Raw genomic sequence first — 18,480 nt, 5'->3', positions numbered from 1 at the left:
TGTTTTTAATTAAATTTTAATCTTTCCTAATTTCTGTTAAGAAATTCATTTTCAGTACATCATACAAAGAATGTCTGCTTACTAAAATTGAAAATAATGAAGAAACCATTCCTGCCAACATCAAATGAAAAATCAAAGAATGTCGGTCTGTCATTTCTAAAACAATAATTGCTGATGTAAATGGAGCTCTCGTTATTCCCGTAAGAAAAGCGACCATTCCTGCGAGAATGACAACGTTGGTTTCGTTTGGAGTTAAATGAATAATACCTGAGATTACAGAACCAATACTTGCGCCCGCTGTTAAAGCCGGGGCAAAAATTCCACCTGCGCCACCGGAAGTAAAAGATAGGGCAGGACCAAGCATTCTTAATATCGGAACATACCAATCTTCATGTTTATCTGGAGTGAAAAGAACCCGTTCCATAATTTCTTTTCCAGAACCTAAAACTTCGCGGCTTATAAAAAATGAAATGAAAGCAATCACTAAGGCGCATACTACAAGAAATAATACATTGGATCTATCGGTTTTTAATTTTCTTTTTTTCCAATCACTTATCTTAAGCATAGTTACTGAAAGTTGACTAGCTAAAATTCCTGCAATTCCTCCAACTAAAATTATGGGGAACATCACCATTAATGAAACATCATTCGTTTTGGGATAGCCTAAATATAAATAAGAACCAGCCAAAGTTTGAGCCGTTAAACCGGCAATAATAACAGCGGTAAAAAGTGCTGTTTTAAAGTAATTAATATGTGTTTTTGAAAGTTCTTCAACGGCAAATACAATTCCGCCAAGAGGAGTGTTAAAAGCGGCTGCAAGTCCGGCAGCAGCTCCGGTCATAATCATGTTTTTCTTGGATATTTTTGGCCACCATTCAGGAAGATATTCGTTAACTTTTCGAAAAATTGAACCTGCGATCTGAATGGTAGGACCTTCTCGTCCAACTGCACCACCCCCGATAACTAAAACTACGGATGAAATAATTTTAAATACAATAATTTTGATACTTAAAAGACTTCTTATTTTTCTGTGTTCTTTAGGATTTGCCAATTCTACAGCCGCCATAACCTGCGGAATCCCACTTCCTTTTGCGTTTGGGGCAAATTCTTTTACCAACCACCATGATAATACAAATCCTATTGGTGCTATAATAAAAATCATCCAGTCGTGCCAGTCTAAAATGAAGTGAAGCAGATTTTCGCCCCAGGCAAATATCTTAGCATACATGACGGCGAAAAAACCCGTAATCACCGAACCTATCCAAAAAGGAATTGCCTGAAGCAAATTATGTTTCAGTTGTTCGTTTCGGATGTTGTCAAAAGATTTTTTTAACCCTTTTCGGATGTAGACCAATATTCTACGCATAACCTCAAATCTAAACTAATTTTTAAGGATATGAAAATTTTAAGTCTAATTTTGATAACTAAATTCTGAAATTCATAATAGTTTTGATTTTAAGCAAACTTTTGAATTTAATTTGAGTATTAAACAAACAAAAAAACCTCCGAAAAAAATTCGAAGGTTTATATTTAAAATCGACAGTAAACAAATCGCTCATTGCCAATTACTCATTACTTATATTTCTGTGTTAAGATCCCAGTTTTCAAGATAATCGTGAACATGTTTCAACATCATTCCACCTAAAGAACCATCTACTACTCTGTGATCGTAAGAGTGAGACATGAACATTAACTGACGGATTGCGATTACATCACCATCTTTAGTTTCAAGAACAGCAGGTTTTTTAACGATAGCTCCGATTGCCATAATAGCAACTTGAGGTTGAGGAATAATAGGTGTTCCCATTAGGTTTCCAAAGCTTCCTACGTTAGAAATCGTGTAAGTAGCACCTTGAGTATCTTCTGGTCTTAATTTTTTGTTTCTTGCTCTGTAAGCTAAGTCGTTAATTGCTTTTGCTAAACCTGAAAGTGATAACTGATCAGCATTTTTAATTACAGGAACAATAAGGTTTCCGTCTGGTAAAGCTGTTGCCATACCGATGTTGATATTTTTCTTCTTGATGATATTGTCACCATTGATAGAAACATTGATCATTGGGAAATCCTGAATAGCTTTTACAATCGCTTTTACGAAAATTGGCATGAACGTAAGCTTTTCACCTTCACGTTTTTCGAACATATCTTTGTTTTTTGCTCTCCATTTTACAACGTTGGTTACGTCTGTTTCGATGAAAGAGGTTACGTGAGGAGCAATTTGTTTTGCTTTCACCATGTTTTCAGCGATGATTTTTCTCATTCTATCCATCGGAATGATTTCGTCACCTGCAGAAGTAGAAATAGTTGTTGCCGGAGTTGACGCCGCTTTTACTGCTGGAGCAGAAGTTGCCTGCACTGCCGCAGCTTGTGGAGCTGGCTGGTTTCCTCTGTTGGCAACGTGTGCCAAAATATCTTCTTTGGTAATTCTTCCTTCCAAACCGCTTCCTTTGATAGTTTTCAGTTCAGATTCAGAAATATTTTCTTGTTGAGCGATAGATTTTACAAGCGGAGAAAGGTATAAATCTCCCGAAAACTCTACATGAGAAGTAGCTGTCGCATTTAAAGGCTCTTCAATTGCTTGAATTGTTGCTGCATCCGGAGCCGAAGCTTCAGCTTTCACTTCTTCAGAAGCTGTATTTCCGCCTTCTCCTTCGATTTCTAAAATAGCGATGGCTTCACCTACTTTTGCAACTTCGTCTTTCTGTTTAAGGATTTTTACAATTTTCCCCGAAACTGGTGTCGGAACGTCTGAATCTACCTTATCTGTTGCAATTTCCACTACTGAATCATCCTCCTTTACCTGGTCGCCTTCATTGAATAACCAAGTGATAACTGTAGCTTCCATCACGCCTTCACCCATAGAAGGAAGCAATAATTTGTATTCTGCCATTTTTAAATTTTAGATTTTGACAAATATATAAAAAAAATCGGTTTTTTTATGAAATAGATAATTTTAGAAAAATTCAATGTAAATATTTTCTCCCACATTCAGTCCAAAAAGTGTTTTTGCACCATTTTTTTTGCTGCCTTTATAGATGGTTAATTCAAGTTGATCGCTGTCATTAAAGATGGCTGCAGATTGCCCGTGATACTCGGTTTCTCTTTCCCAGTCTACCACCAGTTCTGTATGGCTTGAATATATTTTTGAAAGACTTAAGTTCCTGAATTTGATGGTGAAACTTTCAAAACCTTTAGCTAAAGTTTCAAAAAAATCTTTATTAATATTTGAGATTATATTTCCGAAATTATCAATATAGGTTACTTCACCAATAATCATTTTTTCAGGTTCATTATAAACCGGTTTTGGGAACAAAAGCTGTTTTGCAGATTCTATCTTCCTACCAATCACTTCAGGCAGTCCGCCATTGGCTAAATGTACCGCAACGGGTACAAAAACATCGGTAGAAGTGAAGCTAATTATATCATCAAACCTGTTATTGAGGGTAATTTCGTAAATAGCTTCAGGTTTAATGTCAAAAAAAATCAAACTTAAGAGCCCATTATCTGCTGCTAAAAAATAGTGTCCTCCTGCTTTATACAAAATATTTTTTCTTGATTTATGAAAAAAACTATCAACAGAAAGAATGTGGATGGTTCCGCTCGGAAAATATTTATAGGCGTTTCTTACAATATAAGACGTTTGAATTAAGTTATATGCCTGAATATCATGGGTGATATCAATAGTATTTACCTCAGGATTTAAAGACAGAATTTTTCCTTTCATAGCCGAAACTCTGTAATCTAAACGTCCGAAATCTGATGTAAGGGTAATAATTGACATGAATAAAAGGGATAGAATTGCAAATTTATCTAAAATAAAAAGAAAGAAACGGCTATTGTGGATAAGAATTTAATTTAAAATTGAAAAAAAACATTTAAATTTAAATTCTAATCTAAAAATATTTGCATGTTTGAATTAACGTATGATTTAGAAGGTATTGATTCAAAAAACTTCTATGGAGTTAATAACCAATATTTCAATTTAATAAAATCAAGCTTTCCGACACTTAAAATCACGGGTCGTGATCATTTTATCTTTGCGATGGGAAATCAGGAAGCTTTAGATATATTTAAACAAAAGCTCGACGACATTGTGTCGTTTATTTCCAAAAATAATTCTATCGGATTAAAAGATATCGAAAACTTCCTCAATCTTAAGGATGAGAATGAGAAACATTTGGTTTTTGACCAGGACATAATTGTAAAAGGTGTCAACGGGAAAATTATTAAAGCTAAGACAACCAATCTTAAAAAACTCGTAAAAGAAACCGAGAAAAAAGACATGGTTTTTGCAATTGGTCCGGCTGGAACAGGGAAAACTTATACCAGCGTTGCTTTGGCGGCGCGAGCTTTAAGAGATAAAGAGGTTAAAAGAATTGTCTTGACAAGACCTGCTGTAGAAGCTGGAGAAAGCCTTGGTTTCTTGCCAGGAGATTTGAAGGAAAAGCTTGATCCTTACTTACAACCTTTGTATGATGCACTTCGCGACATGATTCCTCATGAAAAACTGGAAGGTTTTATGGAGAAAAAAGTAATAGAAGTAGCACCTTTGGCTTTTATGAGAGGACGAACTTTAGATGATGCTTTCGTAATTTTGGATGAAGCTCAAAATACAACGCATGCCCAAATGAAAATGTTTTTAACGAGAATGGGGATGAATGCTAAATTTATTATTACCGGAGATCCTACTCAAATCGATTTACCACCTAAACAGCATTCTGGTTTGAAAGAAGCGATGCGAATTTTGAAAGATGTGAAAGAAATTGGTTTTGTGTATTTAACAGAAGAAGATGTAGTACGCCATCCTGTGGTGAAAAAAATCATATTGGCTTATAACGAAGAAGATAAGAGAACACGGGAATAGCCTAGTTTTTATATTTTTTCAGAAATGTTTAAAAGTATTTTGTGATTCCAGTAAAAGTGATATATTTGGAATCTTAAAATTTGTTAAAAAATTCAAACTATGAAAAAATTATTACTTATTGCTTCTGTTGCTGTAATGGGAATTACTGTTAAAGCACAAGAATTTCGATTTGGGCCTAAAGCAGGTTTCGCAATGTCAACGCTTAAAATTGATGAAAAACAAGACGATCTTGGTAAAAGAAATATGGATCCTAAATATACTTTCTATATAGGAGGTATGGCAGAATACAAAATCAATGATAATTTTGGTTTCCAGGCGGAAGTTTTATACTCACCACTTGGAGGGAAAGAGAAAATTGACGGAATAAATGCAGGAGTTGTTTTTGTGGGTGAACAAACTAAGGTTAATTTGGGAACTCTTTTGGTACCAGTTTCAGCGAAATATTTTATTACAGAAAGCTTTTCAGTTGCTGCAGGCGCTAACTTTGGAGTTATCCTTACAGCGAAGCAAAAAACGGTAATTGGTTCTGATTTTATTAGTATAGACGTACAAGAAGAGGGTTCAGGTGAAATGGATATTAAAAAAGACCTCAAAACACTCAATATTGCTCCGTTTGTAGGTGTTGAATACATGTTGGAAAACGGACTTTTCTTTGATGCAAGATACAGTTTAGGAGTATCTAATCTTTCTAATGACGGAAGTGGAGGGAAAGTTACCAATAGTTTCGCACAAATCGGGGTAGGCTTCAAATTCGGAGGAAACTAAAAAAATACTTACGAATCTATTATAAAGCAAGGCAATTATTTGTCTTGCTTTTTTATTTAAATAAAATCCTGCGGCATTATGTTTGCTGTAAAGCATCATTGAGTTAATAAACATTTAAATTTTTAAAATGAAAAAATTACTATTACTAGGTGCATTTGCATTGTTTGGAGGGGCTTTACAAGCTCAGGAGGGTTTTAAACTGGGAGCTCATGTTGGTGCACCTGTTGGTGATGCAGCAGATTTTGCTTCAGTTACATTAGGCGTTGATGCTGCATATATGTGGAACGTTACAAAAGGTTTAGATGTCGGGATTGCGACAGGATATTCACATTTCTTTGGTAAAGATCGTTGGGAAGATTTCGGATTTATTCCTTTAGCAGCTTCAGGAAAATATAAATTTAATGGGCTGCCTCTTTTTGTAGGTCTTGACTTAGGAGGTGCAATTTCTACTAAAGATGGTATTGATAGTGGTTTGTATGTATATCCGAAAGTAGGATTTCAATTACCTAAAGCAGAACTGTATTTAGGATATCAAAACATTGGAAGCGAAAGAGGAGATTGGGACAGAGATAGAGACAGAAGAATTGATTCTAATTTTGGTGCAATCAATTTAGGAGTTAATTTCTTTTTGAAATAAATTCTTAAGCAATGATATTGAACTCTGATTGAAAAATCAGAGTTTTTTTATGTTAATTTTTGAAAATAAAAACATTTCTATCTCTTAGATGTAATTTCTACATGATAAAACCTAATATTTATGCGTGATATTAATCACATTAACAAATTTTAATATTTACTGAGGTCGGTATAAATTTGCAGTCAAGAAAGTATAAAATTATTCAAAATGAAAAAATTATTAATTGCAAGTGCTGTTGCACTTTTCGGGTTATCAAACGCTCAGATTGCTAAAGGAACTGTTTATTTATCTGGATCTGTTGGTTATTCTCAAGAAGAATCTAACAACGGAAACTCTAAAGTAGAAAACTTCAACGTTCTTCCTACTGTAGGATATTTTGTTGCACCAAACTTTGCAGTAGGTGTAGGAGTTGGTTACCAAACTCAAAAAAGCACTGTAATCTCTACTACAACAACACCTGTGTCTACAACAGTAAACACTGCAGAAGTTAAGAATCCTGCTTTTGTAATTGCTCCTTTCGCTAGAAAATATTGGACTTTGTCTGACAAATTATATTTCTTCGGTCAATTAGCAGTGCCAATGCAGTTTGGAAAAACTGAAACTGTAGATTCTTCTGTAACTACAGTTGGAAATACTACATCTTCTTCATCTGTTTCAACAGAAGCTAAATACACTCAAGTAGGTGTTACAGTTAAGCCAGGTTTAGATTATTTCTTAAACAAAAACTGGACTATTGAAGCTACAATCGGTGAATTCGGTTACAATAACTTCAAACCAAAAAATGGTGATGCAGTAAACAACTACAGCTTCGGTTTAAACCTTGCTAATGTAGGTATCGGTGTTAAATATGTATTTGCTAAATAATTAGTAAACATTAATTAATATAAATCCTGAGATTTTTTCTCAGGATTTTTTTACATTTCAAAACTAAATATATCAAACAATAATGAATAAAATATTACTTACTATTGCAGTATTGGTAGGCGGATTAGCTTCTGCACAAATAGCTAAAGGAACAGTTTATCTTTCCGGGCAAGCGGGCTATTATAAAGAAGGAAAAGAAAGCTCAAACAATTATGTAGAAAACCTGAAAATATTGCCAACCGCAGGATTTTTTGTTTCTCAAAATTTTGCTGTAGGATTAGGCATTGGATATACAAAGAATAAGACTTCTCAAAACTATATACTTTTTGAAGGAGGTACTTCATATATTTATTCGAAATATACCAAAGAATCTGCTTTTGCAGTTAGTCCTTTTGCCAGAAAATACTGGGCTTTAAGCGATAAGCTTTACTTTTTTGGACAGCTGGAAGTTCCTTTAGAATTTGGTAAAACTGAATTGTACGAATATCAGTCACAACCTTTCAATCCTATCATAGGAAATTACTATGTAGGAAATACAAATACTTACAATGCCAATTATACTTCGGTAGGAGTTAACATAAAACCTGGTTTGGATTATTTTATTACAAAAAATTGGACAGTAGAAGCTACCATCGGTGAATTTGGATTTAATTCTTATAAGCTTGATCTGGAAGGTGCCCAAAACATTAATAAAACTGATTTAGGAGCTAAACTTTCTTCTGTAACATTAGGAGTAAAGTATGTTTTCGCTAAATAATTATTAATAAAATTTAAAAGAATAAAATGAAAAAAAAATTTTTTGCAGTTACAATTGCTATTTTCGGATTTTCAAATGCACAAATAGCTAAAGGAACAGCTTATCTTTCAGGTCAGGTTTCTTATGCTCACGAAAAAGATAATAATGTAAATAGTAAAAAGACCAATGTTACTATCATGCCAACTGCAGGATTTTTTGTTGCTCCCAATTTAGCAATCGGAGCCGGAATAGGCTATGTAAATACCAAGTTTACAAAAGATCAAACCATCAATGGAATGGCTGGAGTTTTTAGATTTAACAATATCAATGAGCAGTCTGCATTAAGAATTGCTCCTTTCGCAAGAAAATACTGGACTTTATCTGAAAAATTATTTTTCTTCGGACAACTTGAAATTCCTGTTGAATTTGGGAGAGAAGAGTATGAAGCACATTCTAGTTTCGTGGGTGATTTTGGTGATTATTCTGTTAATAACAGCAATGGTAAAACAAAATTTACTACTGTTGGAGTTAATATAAAACCGGGATTAGATTATTTTCTAAATAAAAACTGGTCTATTGAAGCTACTTTAGGCGAATTTGGATACAGTAATTATAAAGTAAATGACACAGATTATTCAAAAGATATTTACAATTTCGGAGTAAATCTGGCTTCTGTAGGAATCGGTATTAAGTATGTTTTTGCGAAGTAATTATCTGTAAAAAAATAGTAAAAACACTGATGTTTTCTCAAGGTTTTTTTAGTATTTTCGCCGATTCAAATATCAATAAACTATGAAAAAATTATTATTAGTTGGTGCAATAGCACTTTGTGGGTTATCTAATGCTCAAATGACTAAAGGTGACTGGGTGATCAGCGGAAATACCGGGATGGGTTTTAATAATGTGAATACTACTTTCAAAGCTGAAGGAGAGTCTGAAGACGGTCCTAAAGTAAGTACGTTTTCTATAACACCATCAGTAGGTTATTTTGTTATCGATAAATTAGCTGTAGGAATTGATCTTGGTTTCACAACGATGACTACAAAATATGACGGTGAAAAGTCTACTACTACAAATTTTGCTGTAATGCCAACCGCAACGTATTATTTTGCAAACGATTCTAAATTTGTTCCTTTCTTGGGAGCAGGAGTAGGTTATGCGTCAGTAAAAAACAAAGCTTCTGTAGACATTATGGGAGTAACAACTTCAGACGAAATGACTACTGATGGTTTAGCATGGAAAGTAAAAGGAGGTATTACTTATATGGCAACTCAGTCTTTAGGTATTAACTTAGGAGTTTCTTACGATCAGTTTTCAAACAAGGAAACTTATTTTGGTACAGAAGTTAAAACTAATGTTAAAACTTTTGGAGCAAACATCGGTTTCTCTTATTTCATCAAATCTAAACCTCAAAAATCTGATAAATAATCATTTATCAATTTGATTTAATATAATCCGATTCAAAAATTTGAGTCGGATTTTTTTATAAAAACAGGTACAAAAAAACTCTCAGAAAAAATCCTGAGAGTTTGTATATTTTAAAAAGATCTGTCGATTATTTTCCAAACATTCCGCCCATTCCCGGCATATTTGGCATCTTGCTCATCATCTGCATCATTTGTTTTCCTTGTGGACCCTGCATCATTTTCATCATTTTTCCCATTTGGTCAAACTGTTTCATCAAAGCATTTACGTCTTCAATTTTTCTTCCTGCACCTTTCGCAATTCTGTTTTTTCTCTGAGTATTGATAATAGAAGGTCTTCTTCTTTCATCCGGAGTCATAGAATGAATAATTGCTTCGATATGTTTGAATGCATCATCACTGATTTCAACGTCTTTAATGGCTTTTCCAACTCCCGGAATCATTCCCATCAAGTCTTTCATATTACCCATTTTTTTGATCTGATTGATTTGCTTTAGGAAATCATCAAAACCAAATTCGTTTTTGGCGATTTTTTTGTGAAGTTTTTTTGCTTCCTCTTCATCAAATTGCTCCTGAGCTCTTTCTACTAAGGAAACAACGTCTCCCATTCCTAAGATTCTGTCGGCCATCCTTTCTGGGTAGAAAAGATCTAAAGCTTCCATTTTCTCACCTGTAGAGATAAATTTGATTGGCTTTTCAACTACCGAACGAATCGTTAAAGCAGCTCCACCACGAGTATCACCGTCTAACTTCGTTAAAACAACTCCGTCAAAATTTAAAGTATCGTTGAAGGCTTTTGCAGTATTCACGGCATCCTGACCTGTCATTGAATCTACTACGAAAAGTGTTTCGTTGGGTTGAATCGTAGAATGAACAGTTTTGATTTCCTTCATCATCTGCTCATCAATTGCAAGACGACCTGCTGTATCGACGATTACAACATCATGACCGTTAGATTTAGCAAAAATAATCGCATTCTGAGCAATACTTGCAGGATCTACAGAACCTTCTTCTGTGAAAACAGGAACACCAATCTGTCCACCAAGAACTTTCAACTGATCAATTGCAGCAGGACGGTAAACGTCACACGCAACCAATAAAGGCTTTTTGGTTCTTTTAGTTTTTAAATAATTAGCAAGCTTCCCGGAAAAAGTAGTTTTACCCGAACCTTGAAGACCTGCAATTAAAATTACAGATGGTTTCCCTGAAAGATTGATTCCTTCCTGAGAACCTCCCATCAAGTCTACCAACTCGTCGTGAACAATTTTCGTCATTAATTGTCCCGGAGTAAGCGAAGTCAAAACGTTTTGTCCTAAAGCTTTATCCTGAACTCTTTTGGTAAGATCTTTAGCAACTTTATAGTTAACATCGGCATCTACCAACGCTCTACGAATTTCTTTTACGGTCTCCGCAACGTTAATCTCGGTGATTTTTCCACGTCCGGAAATATTATGAAGGGCTTTGTCTAATTTATCCTGTAAACTATTAAACATACTTTAATTAATTAAATGGTTTGCAAAAATAACAATTTTATATCTAAAAACCTTGATATGATTGATATTTAAAAAATAGTGAAGGAAAGAATGGGGAAATAGCTCTTGTCAAGATTCAAAACTTTAACAAGGATACTGAAGAAATTAATAATAAATTTCATTTTTCACATTCGGGAATTTAAAAGTAGAATTGCCGGGAACTACTGCATCCATTTTCGGAGGTGCTATTTTTTTATTTAATTTTTGTGATTGTAAAACTTTCTTTTCTCCATTTTCGCAATTTTCAACAGTTTTCTGATAAGTAGCATCGCCTGTACTGATGTTGTAATCGAATTTCACCCAATAATCACACGGCGCCCCAAAACTTGCCGATGCACCAATGAGATACCAATCACCATTCTGAAAACGATAGCGATGTGTATATTCCCATTTATCTCTGCTTCCTCCAAAATGATCGATGACAATGCTTTTCTTGGCAATAGAAATTCCGTTAAAAGGATTTCCCATCATTCCTCCACTTTGTGAAGAAAGTAGAGGAGAAGAAGTTTGATGAATGATTTTCCACTTTTCATTTTGTTTTTTATAAATAGCAAGTATTTGTTCAGCATCTTCACGATCTGTGTTTGGCATTTCGTAAACTGCAACAGCTTCTTCGTTTTCATCTTCATCTAAATTTCCGTAGGCAATTTCTTTTAGTTCCCAATATTTTGGAGTGAAATTTTTAATATCATCAGATTCTTTTACCGTGATTTCTGCATCATAAGAATTAGCTTCAATAGCACGTTTTTTTTCATTCAAATAAAAGTCATTTTCTTTGGCAATTTTTGGGATGTTTTTTCTTATTTCATTAATGATTTCTGGTACTTTAGGAAGTACATCGTCCTTTTGTTGACTGTCTTTTGTGTAATATTCAATTTCTCGAGTTTCAATCGAAGTCAGTTTTTTCTTTCCAATAATTCCATTATTTGCTTCGCTGTACAATCTTTTTTTAACAATCCAGTTTCCTTCTTTATCGTATTGATATTCAAATTCTTCGATACTGCCAATCGAGCCATCGTAATATTTGGTCTGGTCAAAAGTAATATTACCATATTGATCATATTTTTTGTAATTTTTTGATGCGATTTCCGTTCCTAAAAGATGATAACGAGATTCTATAGTTTCTGTATAATCATTATTATAAGTGAATTCTGTTTTGTTTTCTAATCCTTTTTGATTGTACCAAATTTCTGAGATGAGGTGTCCTTTTTTATCATATTTAAAATAAACTTTTCTGCCTTCTACAACGTAATCTTCAATTTCATCAAGCTTATAAATACCATTCAATAAAGATAATTTCTGAACTTTAGACTGATAAAGCGGACTGATTTTGATTAAATTTTTCTGATTGAAAATATAGGTTTTATCAGGATCTGAAATACTATCTGAACCAATTTGAGAAACCGTTATTTTTTTCTGGCTCGCAGAATCTTCTACTTTATATTTTGTGTAATTGCTTAAAGATATTTTTGTGTCATTTTTTTCTAAATTGATTTCTTCAGAAATGATTTGATTTTTATCATAAAAATACCAACTTGAATATTGTGATTTTCCGTATTCTCTATCGTATTGGCTTTCTTTTAAGACTAAATTCCCAGAAGATTCATTATAAAAATATTTTGAAGTTGAGACACCGCTTCCTGAAATTTCTTTTCGAAAACTTCTTCTGCCATCTTTTCTATAAATAGTATGATTTGTTAAGTGTAAAGTTTTTCCTTCAAATACTTTGTCGTCTTTTGATTTTTTTTGGTTGCTGTCGGATGTGTAGCTTTTTACAGAAAATACATTTCCTTTTAATACATTTCTATCTTCAGAAGGTTCTGAAAATGCTCCGATGTCGAGGTTTTCATTGATTTGCTTACTGGGAATATTTTGTTGAGAGCACATTGTAGTACTTACTAAAAATAAAGCTAACTGTAAAAATATTTTCATCACGATAGAATAGGGGGTTCTCTCTCAAAGATAAAGCAAATCTCAGTCAATTTTAAATTTTAATTTATTGATGAGTTTTTTATAATTATCAAGAGAAATGATTAAAACGCGTAGTTAATAATGAATTTTTATGACTTATTGTTTTAGTTATTTTAAAATAAAATTCAGCGATCAACAATCTGCGAAATGTCATTTTATATTGTTTAAATGATATTGATAAATTTTGGTAGTTTTGCAACCAATGGAAAAGTTTTTAGTTGTCTTAAAAGGATTAGGATTTTTTTTACTCTTGTCGGCATTATTATTTATTGCACAGTGGCAATTGGCAGAAAATAATGTAGTGGTGCTCAATTATAAAATCCATATTCTTATATTTTTTATTACGTTAATTAGTTTAGTAACGATTTTAGTGGTTTTTGCCTTAGAAAAAAAGAATATCATAGGCTTTATTTTTCTTGGGTTTGTGGTTTTTAAAATTTTCGCAATCGGCTATATTGCTGTGTTTCAGAAAGATTTTGAGCTGAATATTATACCTTACTTCGTTATTTACTGGATTTACCTACTGATAGAAGTAGTTTTTGTTTTAAAATTAGTTAAAAAACAAGACTAATATCATGTAATATAAAATTGAAGAATTGCTAAAAATCGAATAAAAATTTATATTTTTGCAAAAATTTTAGAAATAAAAGTCTAGTCATGAGTTTTAAAAAACTGTTAATCGCCCTTTATCTTTTTGTCTTCTGCTTCTCTTTTGCAGAAACACATGAAGGTACTGCGGAAGCTGCAAAGGATGAAGTATACAATCCGGTTCCATTTATTATGCACCATATTGCGGATGCACACAATTGGCATCTTTGGGGTGAAGGCCATAATTCTGTAGGAATTTCTTTACCTGTAATTCTTTGGGATAATGGTTTGAAAGTTTTCAGCTCTGAAAAATTCGGACATGAAGAAGAAAAAGTTGCTGAAGTAGATGGTAATTTCTACAAAGTACACCACAACAAAATTTATTCGACAGATGCTAACGGAACTTTGAATATGCACGACGGGCATCCAACAAACAATGAGCCTTTAGATTTTTCTATCACTAAAGTAGTTGCTCAAATGATGTTGGCTGCTATTATTTTATTAATCATCGGTTTTGCTTCGGCAGCAAGTTATAAAAAATCTCAGGTTCCTTCAGGAATTGCAAAATTCATCGAGCCTCTTGTAGTTTTTGTAAGAGATGATATTGCTTTACAAAACATCGGATCTGTAAGATATAGAAAATATGTGCCTTATTTGGTTACTTTATTTTTGTTCATCTGGCTTCTTAATATTTTAGGTTTGCTTCCGGGAGCTGCAAATACAACGGGTAACATTGCATTTACAATGGTTCTTTCAGTATTTACTTTATTAATTGTAAACTTAAGCGGTAGAAAAACATATTGGATGCACATGTTAGATCCTTTAGGAAAAAATATGCCATTCGGAGGGAAAATTTTAATCTATATTATCCTTATTCCTGTAGAATTATTAGGAATTATTACTAAACCTTTTGCATTGATGATTCGTCTTTTTGCGAACATGACTGCAGGACACATCATTATCATGAGTTTGATTTCTTTGATTTTTATCATGAAAACTTACTTCATTACTCCGGTATCATTAGGTTTAGCATTATTTATCTATGTATTGGAAGTATTGGTAGCGGCTTTACAGGCTTATATCTTTACAATGTTGACAGCATTATTTATCGGGTCGGCTGTAGAAGAGCCTCACCACGATCACTAATTAGAATTAAAAAAAAATAACTTTTTAAATATAATATTATGACAGGTAGTATCGCAGCAATCGGAGCTGGTTTAGCAGTAATCGGAGTTGGATTAGGAATTGGTAAAATTGGTGGTAGCGCAATGGAAGGTATTGCAAGACAGCCAGAGCAATCAGGAAAAATCCAAACTGCAATGATTATCGCAGCAGCTCTTATCGAAGGTGCTGGTCTATTCGGTATCGTAGTAGCATTACTAGGTAAATAAGAATAGTAAACAAACAGGATTCTACAAACGGTTGGTTTGTGGAATCCTTTTAAAAAAGTTAAAAAACAAATTAAAAATAATAATTGATATAAAATGGATTTATTAACTCCTTCAATTGGTAACATATTCTGGACAGCAGTAGTATTTTTATTATTGGTAGTTCTTCTTAAAGCTTTTGCTTGGAAGCCTATTCTTAGTGCTGTGAAAGAAAGAGAAGACAATATTCAGGATGCTCTTAACCAGGCTAAATTGGCTAAAAAAGAGATGGAAACTCTTAAAGCGGATAACGAAAGAATTATGCGTGAGGCTAAAATCGAAAGAGATGCTATGTTGAAAGAAGCTAGAGAAATTAAAGACAGAATTGTAGCTGAAGCTAAAGATGCAGCTAAGTCTGAAGGAGATAAATTGATCGAAGCTGCAAGACAAACAATCAACGAAGAGAAAAATGCTGCAATGGCAGACATCAAATCTCAAATCGGTATTTTGTCTGTAAATATCGCAGAATCTATCTTAAAGCAAAAGCTTGAAAACAGCGAAGCTCAAAATGAGTTGGTTCAGAATTATTTAAACAAATCAAATCTTAACTAAGAATGCTTACATCTAAAGTAGCTAAAAGATACGCACAAGGTTTACTGGAATTCACAAACGAATCTGGGCAAACTGAAGCGGTTTTTTCTGAAATGAAAGATGTAGTGAAGCTGATGTCTGAATCTAAAGATTTGAACAAATTTTTCCTTACACCTTACATTGATGCTAATAAGAAAACTGAGATTGCCAACGAAATTTTTAAAAGCTTTTCGCCTGTAGCTCAGAATTTAATTAAACTTATCATCAAAAACGGAAGAGAAAACCAAATTAAAAATATTGCACAGCAGTATATCAATAAAGTTGAAGATATTAAAGGAGTTCAAAGAGTTACGATTACTACCGCAACACCACTTTCTCAGGAAAATATCGATCAGATTTTAAAATCTACTTCTTTGGTAAATGCAAGTAATAATGCAGATGTTGAGGTAAATGTAAAACCAGAAATCTTAGGAGGTTACATTTTAAGAGTAGGAGATCAGCAAGTTGATGCTTCTGTGAAATCAAAATTGAATAAGATTAAAAAAGACTTTCAGTTAAATTAAGAAAAAAACAACCATACAATGGCAGAAATAAATCCAGCAGAAGTATCTGCGATCTTAAAACAGCAATTGGCCAACTTCGATACTCAATCTAATGTTGAGGAAGTAGGTACAGTTCTTACCATCGGTGATGGTATTGCTCGTGTTTACGGGTTAGAAAATGTACAATACGGTGAGTTGGTGAAATTTGCTAGCGATGTAGAAGGTATCGTACTAAACCTTGAAGAAGACAACGTAGGTGTTGCTCTTTTAGGGGAAAGTAAATTGGTAAGAGAAGGAGACACAGTAAAAAGAACAAACAGAATTTCTTCTATCAAAGTAGGAGAAGGAATGTTAGGTAGAGTAGTTGATACTTTAGGTAACCCAATCGATGGTAAAGGTCCTATCACAGGAGATCTATACGAAATGCCATTAGAAAGAAAAGCTCCGGGTGTTATCTACAGACAGCCTGTAACTGAGCCTTTACAAACAGGTATTGTTGCGATCGACTCTATGATCCCTGTAGGAAGAGGTCAGAGAGAGCTTATCATTGGTGACAGACAGACAGGTAAAACTACTGTTGCTATTGATACAATCATCAACCAAAAAGAATTTTTTGATGCAGGAAATCCTGTATATTGTATATATGTTGCAATCGGACAAAAAGCTTCTACAGTAGCTCAGATTGTAAAAACTTTATCAGATAAAGGTGCTTTAGCTTATACAGTAATTGTTGCAGCTAATGCTTCAGATCCGGTTCCAATGCAGGTTTACTCTGCAATGGCAGGTGCATCTATCGGTGAATTCTTCAGAGATACTGGTAGACCGGCTTTGATCATTTATGATGATTTATCTAAACAAGCGGTAGCTTACCGTGAGCTTTCTCTACTATTGAGAAGACCACCGGGACGTGAGGCTTATCCTGGAGACGTTTTCTATCTTCACTCAAGATTATTGGAAAGAGCGGCAAAAGTAATCGCTGATGATACTATTGCAAGCCAAATGAATGATTTACCTGAATCTCTAAGACCTTTAGTAAAAGGTGGTGGTTCATTAACTGCACTTCCAATTATCGAAACTCAGGCGGGTGACGTTTCTGCGTATATTCCAACGAACGTAATCTCTATTACTGACGGACAGATTTTCTTGGAGTCTGACTTGTTCAACTCAGGGGTTCGTCCAGCAATCAACGTAGGTATTTCTGTATCTCGTGTTGGAGGTAATGCTCAGATTAAATCAATGAAAAAAGTTTCTGGAACTCTTAAATTAGACCAGGCTCAATATAAAGAATTGGAAGCGTTTGCTAAATTCGGTTCTGATCTTGATGCTTCTACTTTAGCAGTTATCTCTAAAGGAGAAAGAAACGTAGAGTTGTTGAAGCAGCCGGTTAACTCTCCACTTCCTGTAGATAGCCAAGTTGCTATGATCTATGCAGGTACAGAGAACTTAATGAGAAACGTTCCTATCAAGAAAGTAAAAGAATTCCAAATCGAATACATCGAGTTTTTAAGATCTAAGCACCCTGAAACTATGGCTGCCCTTAAAGCTGGAAAAATCGATAACGATATTACAGGTGTTCTTAAGCAAGTTGCTACAGATTTAGCTTCAAAATATAACTAAAATTAGTTGATGGTTTTTGGTTGATAGTTGACAGAATTTTCTAAAACTAGCAACCAACAACCGACAACCAACAACTAACCCAATATGGCAAACTTAAAAGAAATACGAGGAAGGATCACTTCAATTTCATCTACGATGCAAATTACACGTGCTATGAAAATGGTTTCGGCAGCGAAACTAAAAAAAGCACAAGATGCCATCGTAATGTTGAGACCTTATTCTGAAAAACTTCAGGAGATCATTCAGAATGTAAATTCTAGTTCAGATCCTGATCAGGTTTCTGTTTACGCTCAGAAAAGAGAAGTAAAAAAAGTACTATTTATTGCTGTAACTTCAAACAGAGGTTTGGCAGGTGCTTTCAACTCATCTGTTGTAAAAGAATTAAACCACCAGTTTCAGAACAACGCTCAGTACGAAATTGAAATTCTTACTATTGGTAAAAAAGTTTATGATGCTGTAAGAAAAAACCGTTCGGTGTTTTCAAATGAAAGTGCAATTTTTGATAATCTTACTTTCGATAAAGTAGCAAACATTACTGAAAGTGTAATGACAAGTTTTATTGAAGGTAAATTTGATGAAGTTTATGTTGTTTACAATAAATTTATCAACGCTGCAACTCAGGAAGTGATCACAGAGCAAGTTCTTCCGATCTCAATGGTTGAAACTGAGAAAGAAGAAGGACAAACAGAAACTGATTATATCTTTGAACCTAATAGAAATGAGATTTTGGATAATTTGATTCCTAAATCTATTAAAACTCAGGTTTTCAAAGCTGTTTTAGATTCTGTAGCTTCAGAACACGGTGCGAGAATGACGGCAATGCACAAAGCAACAGATAATGCTGAAGCCCTTAGAAATGATCTTAAGATTTTCTATAACAAAGCAAGACAGGCTGCAATTACCAACGAGATCCTAGAAATTGTTTCAGGAGCAGAAGCTTTGAAAAACTCGTAATAAAATATTCAAAAAATATGAAAGCACCGAT

Annotated in this window: 19 protein-coding genes; 14 read left to right on the top strand and 5 right to left on the bottom strand. The window is 33.8% G+C overall.

Annotation, left to right across the window (positions count from 1 at the left end):
• Positions 1 to 16: 16 nt before the first annotated feature.
• The 3 genes from BUR17_RS04445 to BUR17_RS04435 form a co-directional block, all read right to left on the bottom strand.
• Positions 17 to 1,366 carry a chloride channel protein gene (locus BUR17_RS04445; RefSeq protein WP_074229137.1) on the bottom strand — a complete coding sequence of 450 codons (1,350 nt, stop codon included), beginning with the start codon at positions 1,364 to 1,366 and terminating at the stop codon, positions 17 to 19.
• A 210-nt stretch (positions 1,367 to 1,576) separates the two neighbouring features.
• On the bottom strand, positions 1,577 to 2,887 hold the full coding sequence (locus BUR17_RS04440; protein ID WP_074229136.1) for a dihydrolipoamide acetyltransferase family protein: 1,311 nt from the start codon (positions 2,885 to 2,887) through the stop codon (positions 1,577 to 1,579).
• Between the two features lie 63 nt (positions 2,888 to 2,950).
• Positions 2,951 to 3,778, bottom strand: coding sequence for an SAM hydrolase/SAM-dependent halogenase family protein (locus tag BUR17_RS04435; protein ID WP_074229135.1), 828 nt, complete (start codon positions 3,776 to 3,778; stop codon positions 2,951 to 2,953).
• A 126-nt stretch (positions 3,779 to 3,904) separates the two neighbouring features.
• Between BUR17_RS04435 and BUR17_RS04430 the strand changes: the two genes are divergently transcribed.
• From BUR17_RS04430 to BUR17_RS04400, 7 genes are all read left to right on the top strand, one after another.
• Positions 3,905 to 4,861 (top strand): PhoH family protein, encoded by a 957-nt coding sequence (locus BUR17_RS04430; protein ID WP_074229134.1) that lies wholly within the window; start codon positions 3,905 to 3,907, stop codon positions 4,859 to 4,861.
• Between the two features lie 99 nt (positions 4,862 to 4,960).
• The gene (locus BUR17_RS04425) at positions 4,961 to 5,626 is read left to right on the top strand and encodes a porin family protein (RefSeq protein ID WP_074229133.1); all 666 of its coding nucleotides are present in this window, start codon (positions 4,961 to 4,963) and stop codon (positions 5,624 to 5,626) included.
• Positions 5,627 to 5,753: 127 nt separating this feature from the next.
• Positions 5,754 to 6,263 carry a hypothetical protein gene (locus tag BUR17_RS04420; protein WP_074229132.1) on the top strand — a complete coding sequence of 170 codons (510 nt, stop codon included), beginning with the start codon at positions 5,754 to 5,756 and terminating at the stop codon, positions 6,261 to 6,263.
• Between the two features lie 207 nt (positions 6,264 to 6,470).
• Entirely contained in the window at positions 6,471 to 7,127 is a 657-nt protein-coding gene (locus tag BUR17_RS04415) for an outer membrane beta-barrel protein (RefSeq protein ID WP_074229131.1), read from the top strand.
• A gap of 82 nt (positions 7,128 to 7,209) precedes the next feature.
• Positions 7,210 to 7,884, top strand: coding sequence for a hypothetical protein (locus tag BUR17_RS04410; protein ID WP_074229130.1), 675 nt, complete (start codon positions 7,210 to 7,212; stop codon positions 7,882 to 7,884).
• A gap of 26 nt (positions 7,885 to 7,910) precedes the next feature.
• Positions 7,911 to 8,573, top strand: coding sequence for an outer membrane beta-barrel protein (locus BUR17_RS04405; RefSeq protein WP_074229129.1), 663 nt, complete (start codon positions 7,911 to 7,913; stop codon positions 8,571 to 8,573).
• A gap of 82 nt (positions 8,574 to 8,655) precedes the next feature.
• On the top strand, positions 8,656 to 9,291 hold the full coding sequence (locus BUR17_RS04400; RefSeq protein ID WP_074229128.1) for an OmpW family outer membrane protein: 636 nt from the start codon (positions 8,656 to 8,658) through the stop codon (positions 9,289 to 9,291).
• Positions 9,292 to 9,418: 127 nt separating this feature from the next.
• On the opposite strand, the gene ffh is transcribed toward BUR17_RS04400, so the two are convergent.
• The gene (gene ffh, locus BUR17_RS04395; protein WP_074229127.1) at positions 9,419 to 10,780 is read right to left on the bottom strand and encodes a signal recognition particle protein; all 1,362 of its coding nucleotides are present in this window, start codon (positions 10,778 to 10,780) and stop codon (positions 9,419 to 9,421) included.
• Positions 10,781 to 10,924: 144 nt separating this feature from the next.
• Positions 10,925 to 12,751 (bottom strand): hypothetical protein, encoded by a 1,827-nt coding sequence (locus tag BUR17_RS04390; protein ID WP_074229126.1) that lies wholly within the window; start codon positions 12,749 to 12,751, stop codon positions 10,925 to 10,927.
• A 241-nt stretch (positions 12,752 to 12,992) separates the two neighbouring features.
• On the opposite strand from BUR17_RS04390, the gene BUR17_RS04385 reads away from it, so the two are divergent.
• From BUR17_RS04385 to atpG, 7 genes are all read left to right on the top strand, one after another.
• Positions 12,993 to 13,361: a hypothetical protein gene (locus tag BUR17_RS04385; protein ID WP_074229125.1), complete on the top strand. Its 369-nt coding sequence runs from the start codon at positions 12,993 to 12,995 to the stop codon at positions 13,359 to 13,361.
• Between the two features lie 86 nt (positions 13,362 to 13,447).
• Positions 13,448 to 14,524: a F0F1 ATP synthase subunit A gene (gene atpB / locus BUR17_RS04380; RefSeq protein WP_074229124.1), complete on the top strand. Its 1,077-nt coding sequence runs from the start codon at positions 13,448 to 13,450 to the stop codon at positions 14,522 to 14,524.
• A gap of 38 nt (positions 14,525 to 14,562) precedes the next feature.
• Positions 14,563 to 14,769 carry an ATP synthase F0 subunit C gene (gene atpE, locus BUR17_RS04375; RefSeq protein ID WP_066676872.1) on the top strand — a complete coding sequence of 69 codons (207 nt, stop codon included), beginning with the start codon at positions 14,563 to 14,565 and terminating at the stop codon, positions 14,767 to 14,769.
• Positions 14,770 to 14,862: 93 nt separating this feature from the next.
• A complete protein-coding gene (locus tag BUR17_RS04370; RefSeq protein ID WP_066676870.1) occupies positions 14,863 to 15,357 on the top strand; it encodes a F0F1 ATP synthase subunit B in 495 nt (164 codons plus the stop codon).
• Between the two features lie 2 nt (positions 15,358 to 15,359).
• The gene (gene atpH / locus BUR17_RS04365; protein WP_074229123.1) at positions 15,360 to 15,899 is read left to right on the top strand and encodes an ATP synthase F1 subunit delta; all 540 of its coding nucleotides are present in this window, start codon (positions 15,360 to 15,362) and stop codon (positions 15,897 to 15,899) included.
• Between the two features lie 18 nt (positions 15,900 to 15,917).
• A complete protein-coding gene (gene atpA / locus BUR17_RS04360) occupies positions 15,918 to 17,495 on the top strand; it encodes a F0F1 ATP synthase subunit alpha (protein ID WP_074229121.1) in 1,578 nt (525 codons plus the stop codon).
• An 84-nt stretch (positions 17,496 to 17,579) separates the two neighbouring features.
• Complete coding sequence (gene atpG, locus BUR17_RS04355) at positions 17,580 to 18,449, top strand: ATP synthase F1 subunit gamma (protein WP_074229120.1); 870 nt, start codon at positions 17,580 to 17,582, stop codon at positions 18,447 to 18,449.
• Positions 18,450 to 18,480: the final 31 nt, after the last annotated feature.

This window comes from Chryseobacterium scophthalmum (assembly GCF_900143185.1).
In the GTDB taxonomy this organism is placed as follows: domain Bacteria; phylum Bacteroidota; class Bacteroidia; order Flavobacteriales; family Weeksellaceae; genus Chryseobacterium; species Chryseobacterium scophthalmum.
The sequence above is the reverse complement of the archived record's forward strand: the minus strand, read 5'-3'. Positions and strand labels throughout refer to the sequence as shown.

Excerpts from the sequence above, each read along its gene's own strand:
- BUR17_RS04440 (WP_074229136.1), bottom strand. The coding sequence starts at position 2,887 with ATGGCAGAATACAAATTATTGCTTCCTTCTATGGGTGAAGGCGTGATG.
- BUR17_RS04430 (WP_074229134.1), top strand. The coding sequence starts at position 3,905 with ATGTTTGAATTAACGTATGATTTAGAAGGTATTGATTCAAAAAACTTC.
- BUR17_RS04420 (WP_074229132.1), top strand. The coding sequence starts at position 5,754 with ATGAAAAAATTACTATTACTAGGTGCATTTGCATTGTTTGGAGGGGCT.
- BUR17_RS04445 (WP_074229137.1), bottom strand. The coding sequence starts at position 1,366 with ATGCGTAGAATATTGGTCTACATCCGAAAAGGGTTAAAAAAATCTTTT.
- atpG (WP_074229120.1), top strand. The coding sequence starts at position 17,580 with ATGGCAAACTTAAAAGAAATACGAGGAAGGATCACTTCAATTTCATCT.
- atpA (WP_074229121.1), top strand. The coding sequence starts at position 15,918 with ATGGCAGAAATAAATCCAGCAGAAGTATCTGCGATCTTAAAACAGCAA.
- atpE (WP_066676872.1), top strand. The coding sequence starts at position 14,563 with ATGACAGGTAGTATCGCAGCAATCGGAGCTGGTTTAGCAGTAATCGGA.
- BUR17_RS04425 (WP_074229133.1), top strand. The coding sequence starts at position 4,961 with ATGAAAAAATTATTACTTATTGCTTCTGTTGCTGTAATGGGAATTACT.
- ffh (WP_074229127.1), bottom strand. The coding sequence starts at position 10,780 with ATGTTTAATAGTTTACAGGATAAATTAGACAAAGCCCTTCATAATATT.
- BUR17_RS04415 (WP_074229131.1), top strand. The coding sequence starts at position 6,471 with ATGAAAAAATTATTAATTGCAAGTGCTGTTGCACTTTTCGGGTTATCA.
- BUR17_RS04405 (WP_074229129.1), top strand. The coding sequence starts at position 7,911 with ATGAAAAAAAAATTTTTTGCAGTTACAATTGCTATTTTCGGATTTTCA.
- atpH (WP_074229123.1), top strand. The coding sequence starts at position 15,360 with ATGCTTACATCTAAAGTAGCTAAAAGATACGCACAAGGTTTACTGGAA.
- BUR17_RS04435 (WP_074229135.1), bottom strand. The coding sequence starts at position 3,778 with ATGTCAATTATTACCCTTACATCAGATTTCGGACGTTTAGATTACAGA.
- BUR17_RS04400 (WP_074229128.1), top strand. The coding sequence starts at position 8,656 with ATGAAAAAATTATTATTAGTTGGTGCAATAGCACTTTGTGGGTTATCT.
- BUR17_RS04390 (WP_074229126.1), bottom strand. The coding sequence starts at position 12,751 with ATGAAAATATTTTTACAGTTAGCTTTATTTTTAGTAAGTACTACAATG.
- BUR17_RS04370 (WP_066676870.1), top strand. The coding sequence starts at position 14,863 with ATGGATTTATTAACTCCTTCAATTGGTAACATATTCTGGACAGCAGTA.
- BUR17_RS04385 (WP_074229125.1), top strand. The coding sequence starts at position 12,993 with ATGGAAAAGTTTTTAGTTGTCTTAAAAGGATTAGGATTTTTTTTACTC.
- atpB (WP_074229124.1), top strand. The coding sequence starts at position 13,448 with ATGAGTTTTAAAAAACTGTTAATCGCCCTTTATCTTTTTGTCTTCTGC.
- BUR17_RS04410 (WP_074229130.1), top strand. The coding sequence starts at position 7,210 with ATGAATAAAATATTACTTACTATTGCAGTATTGGTAGGCGGATTAGCT.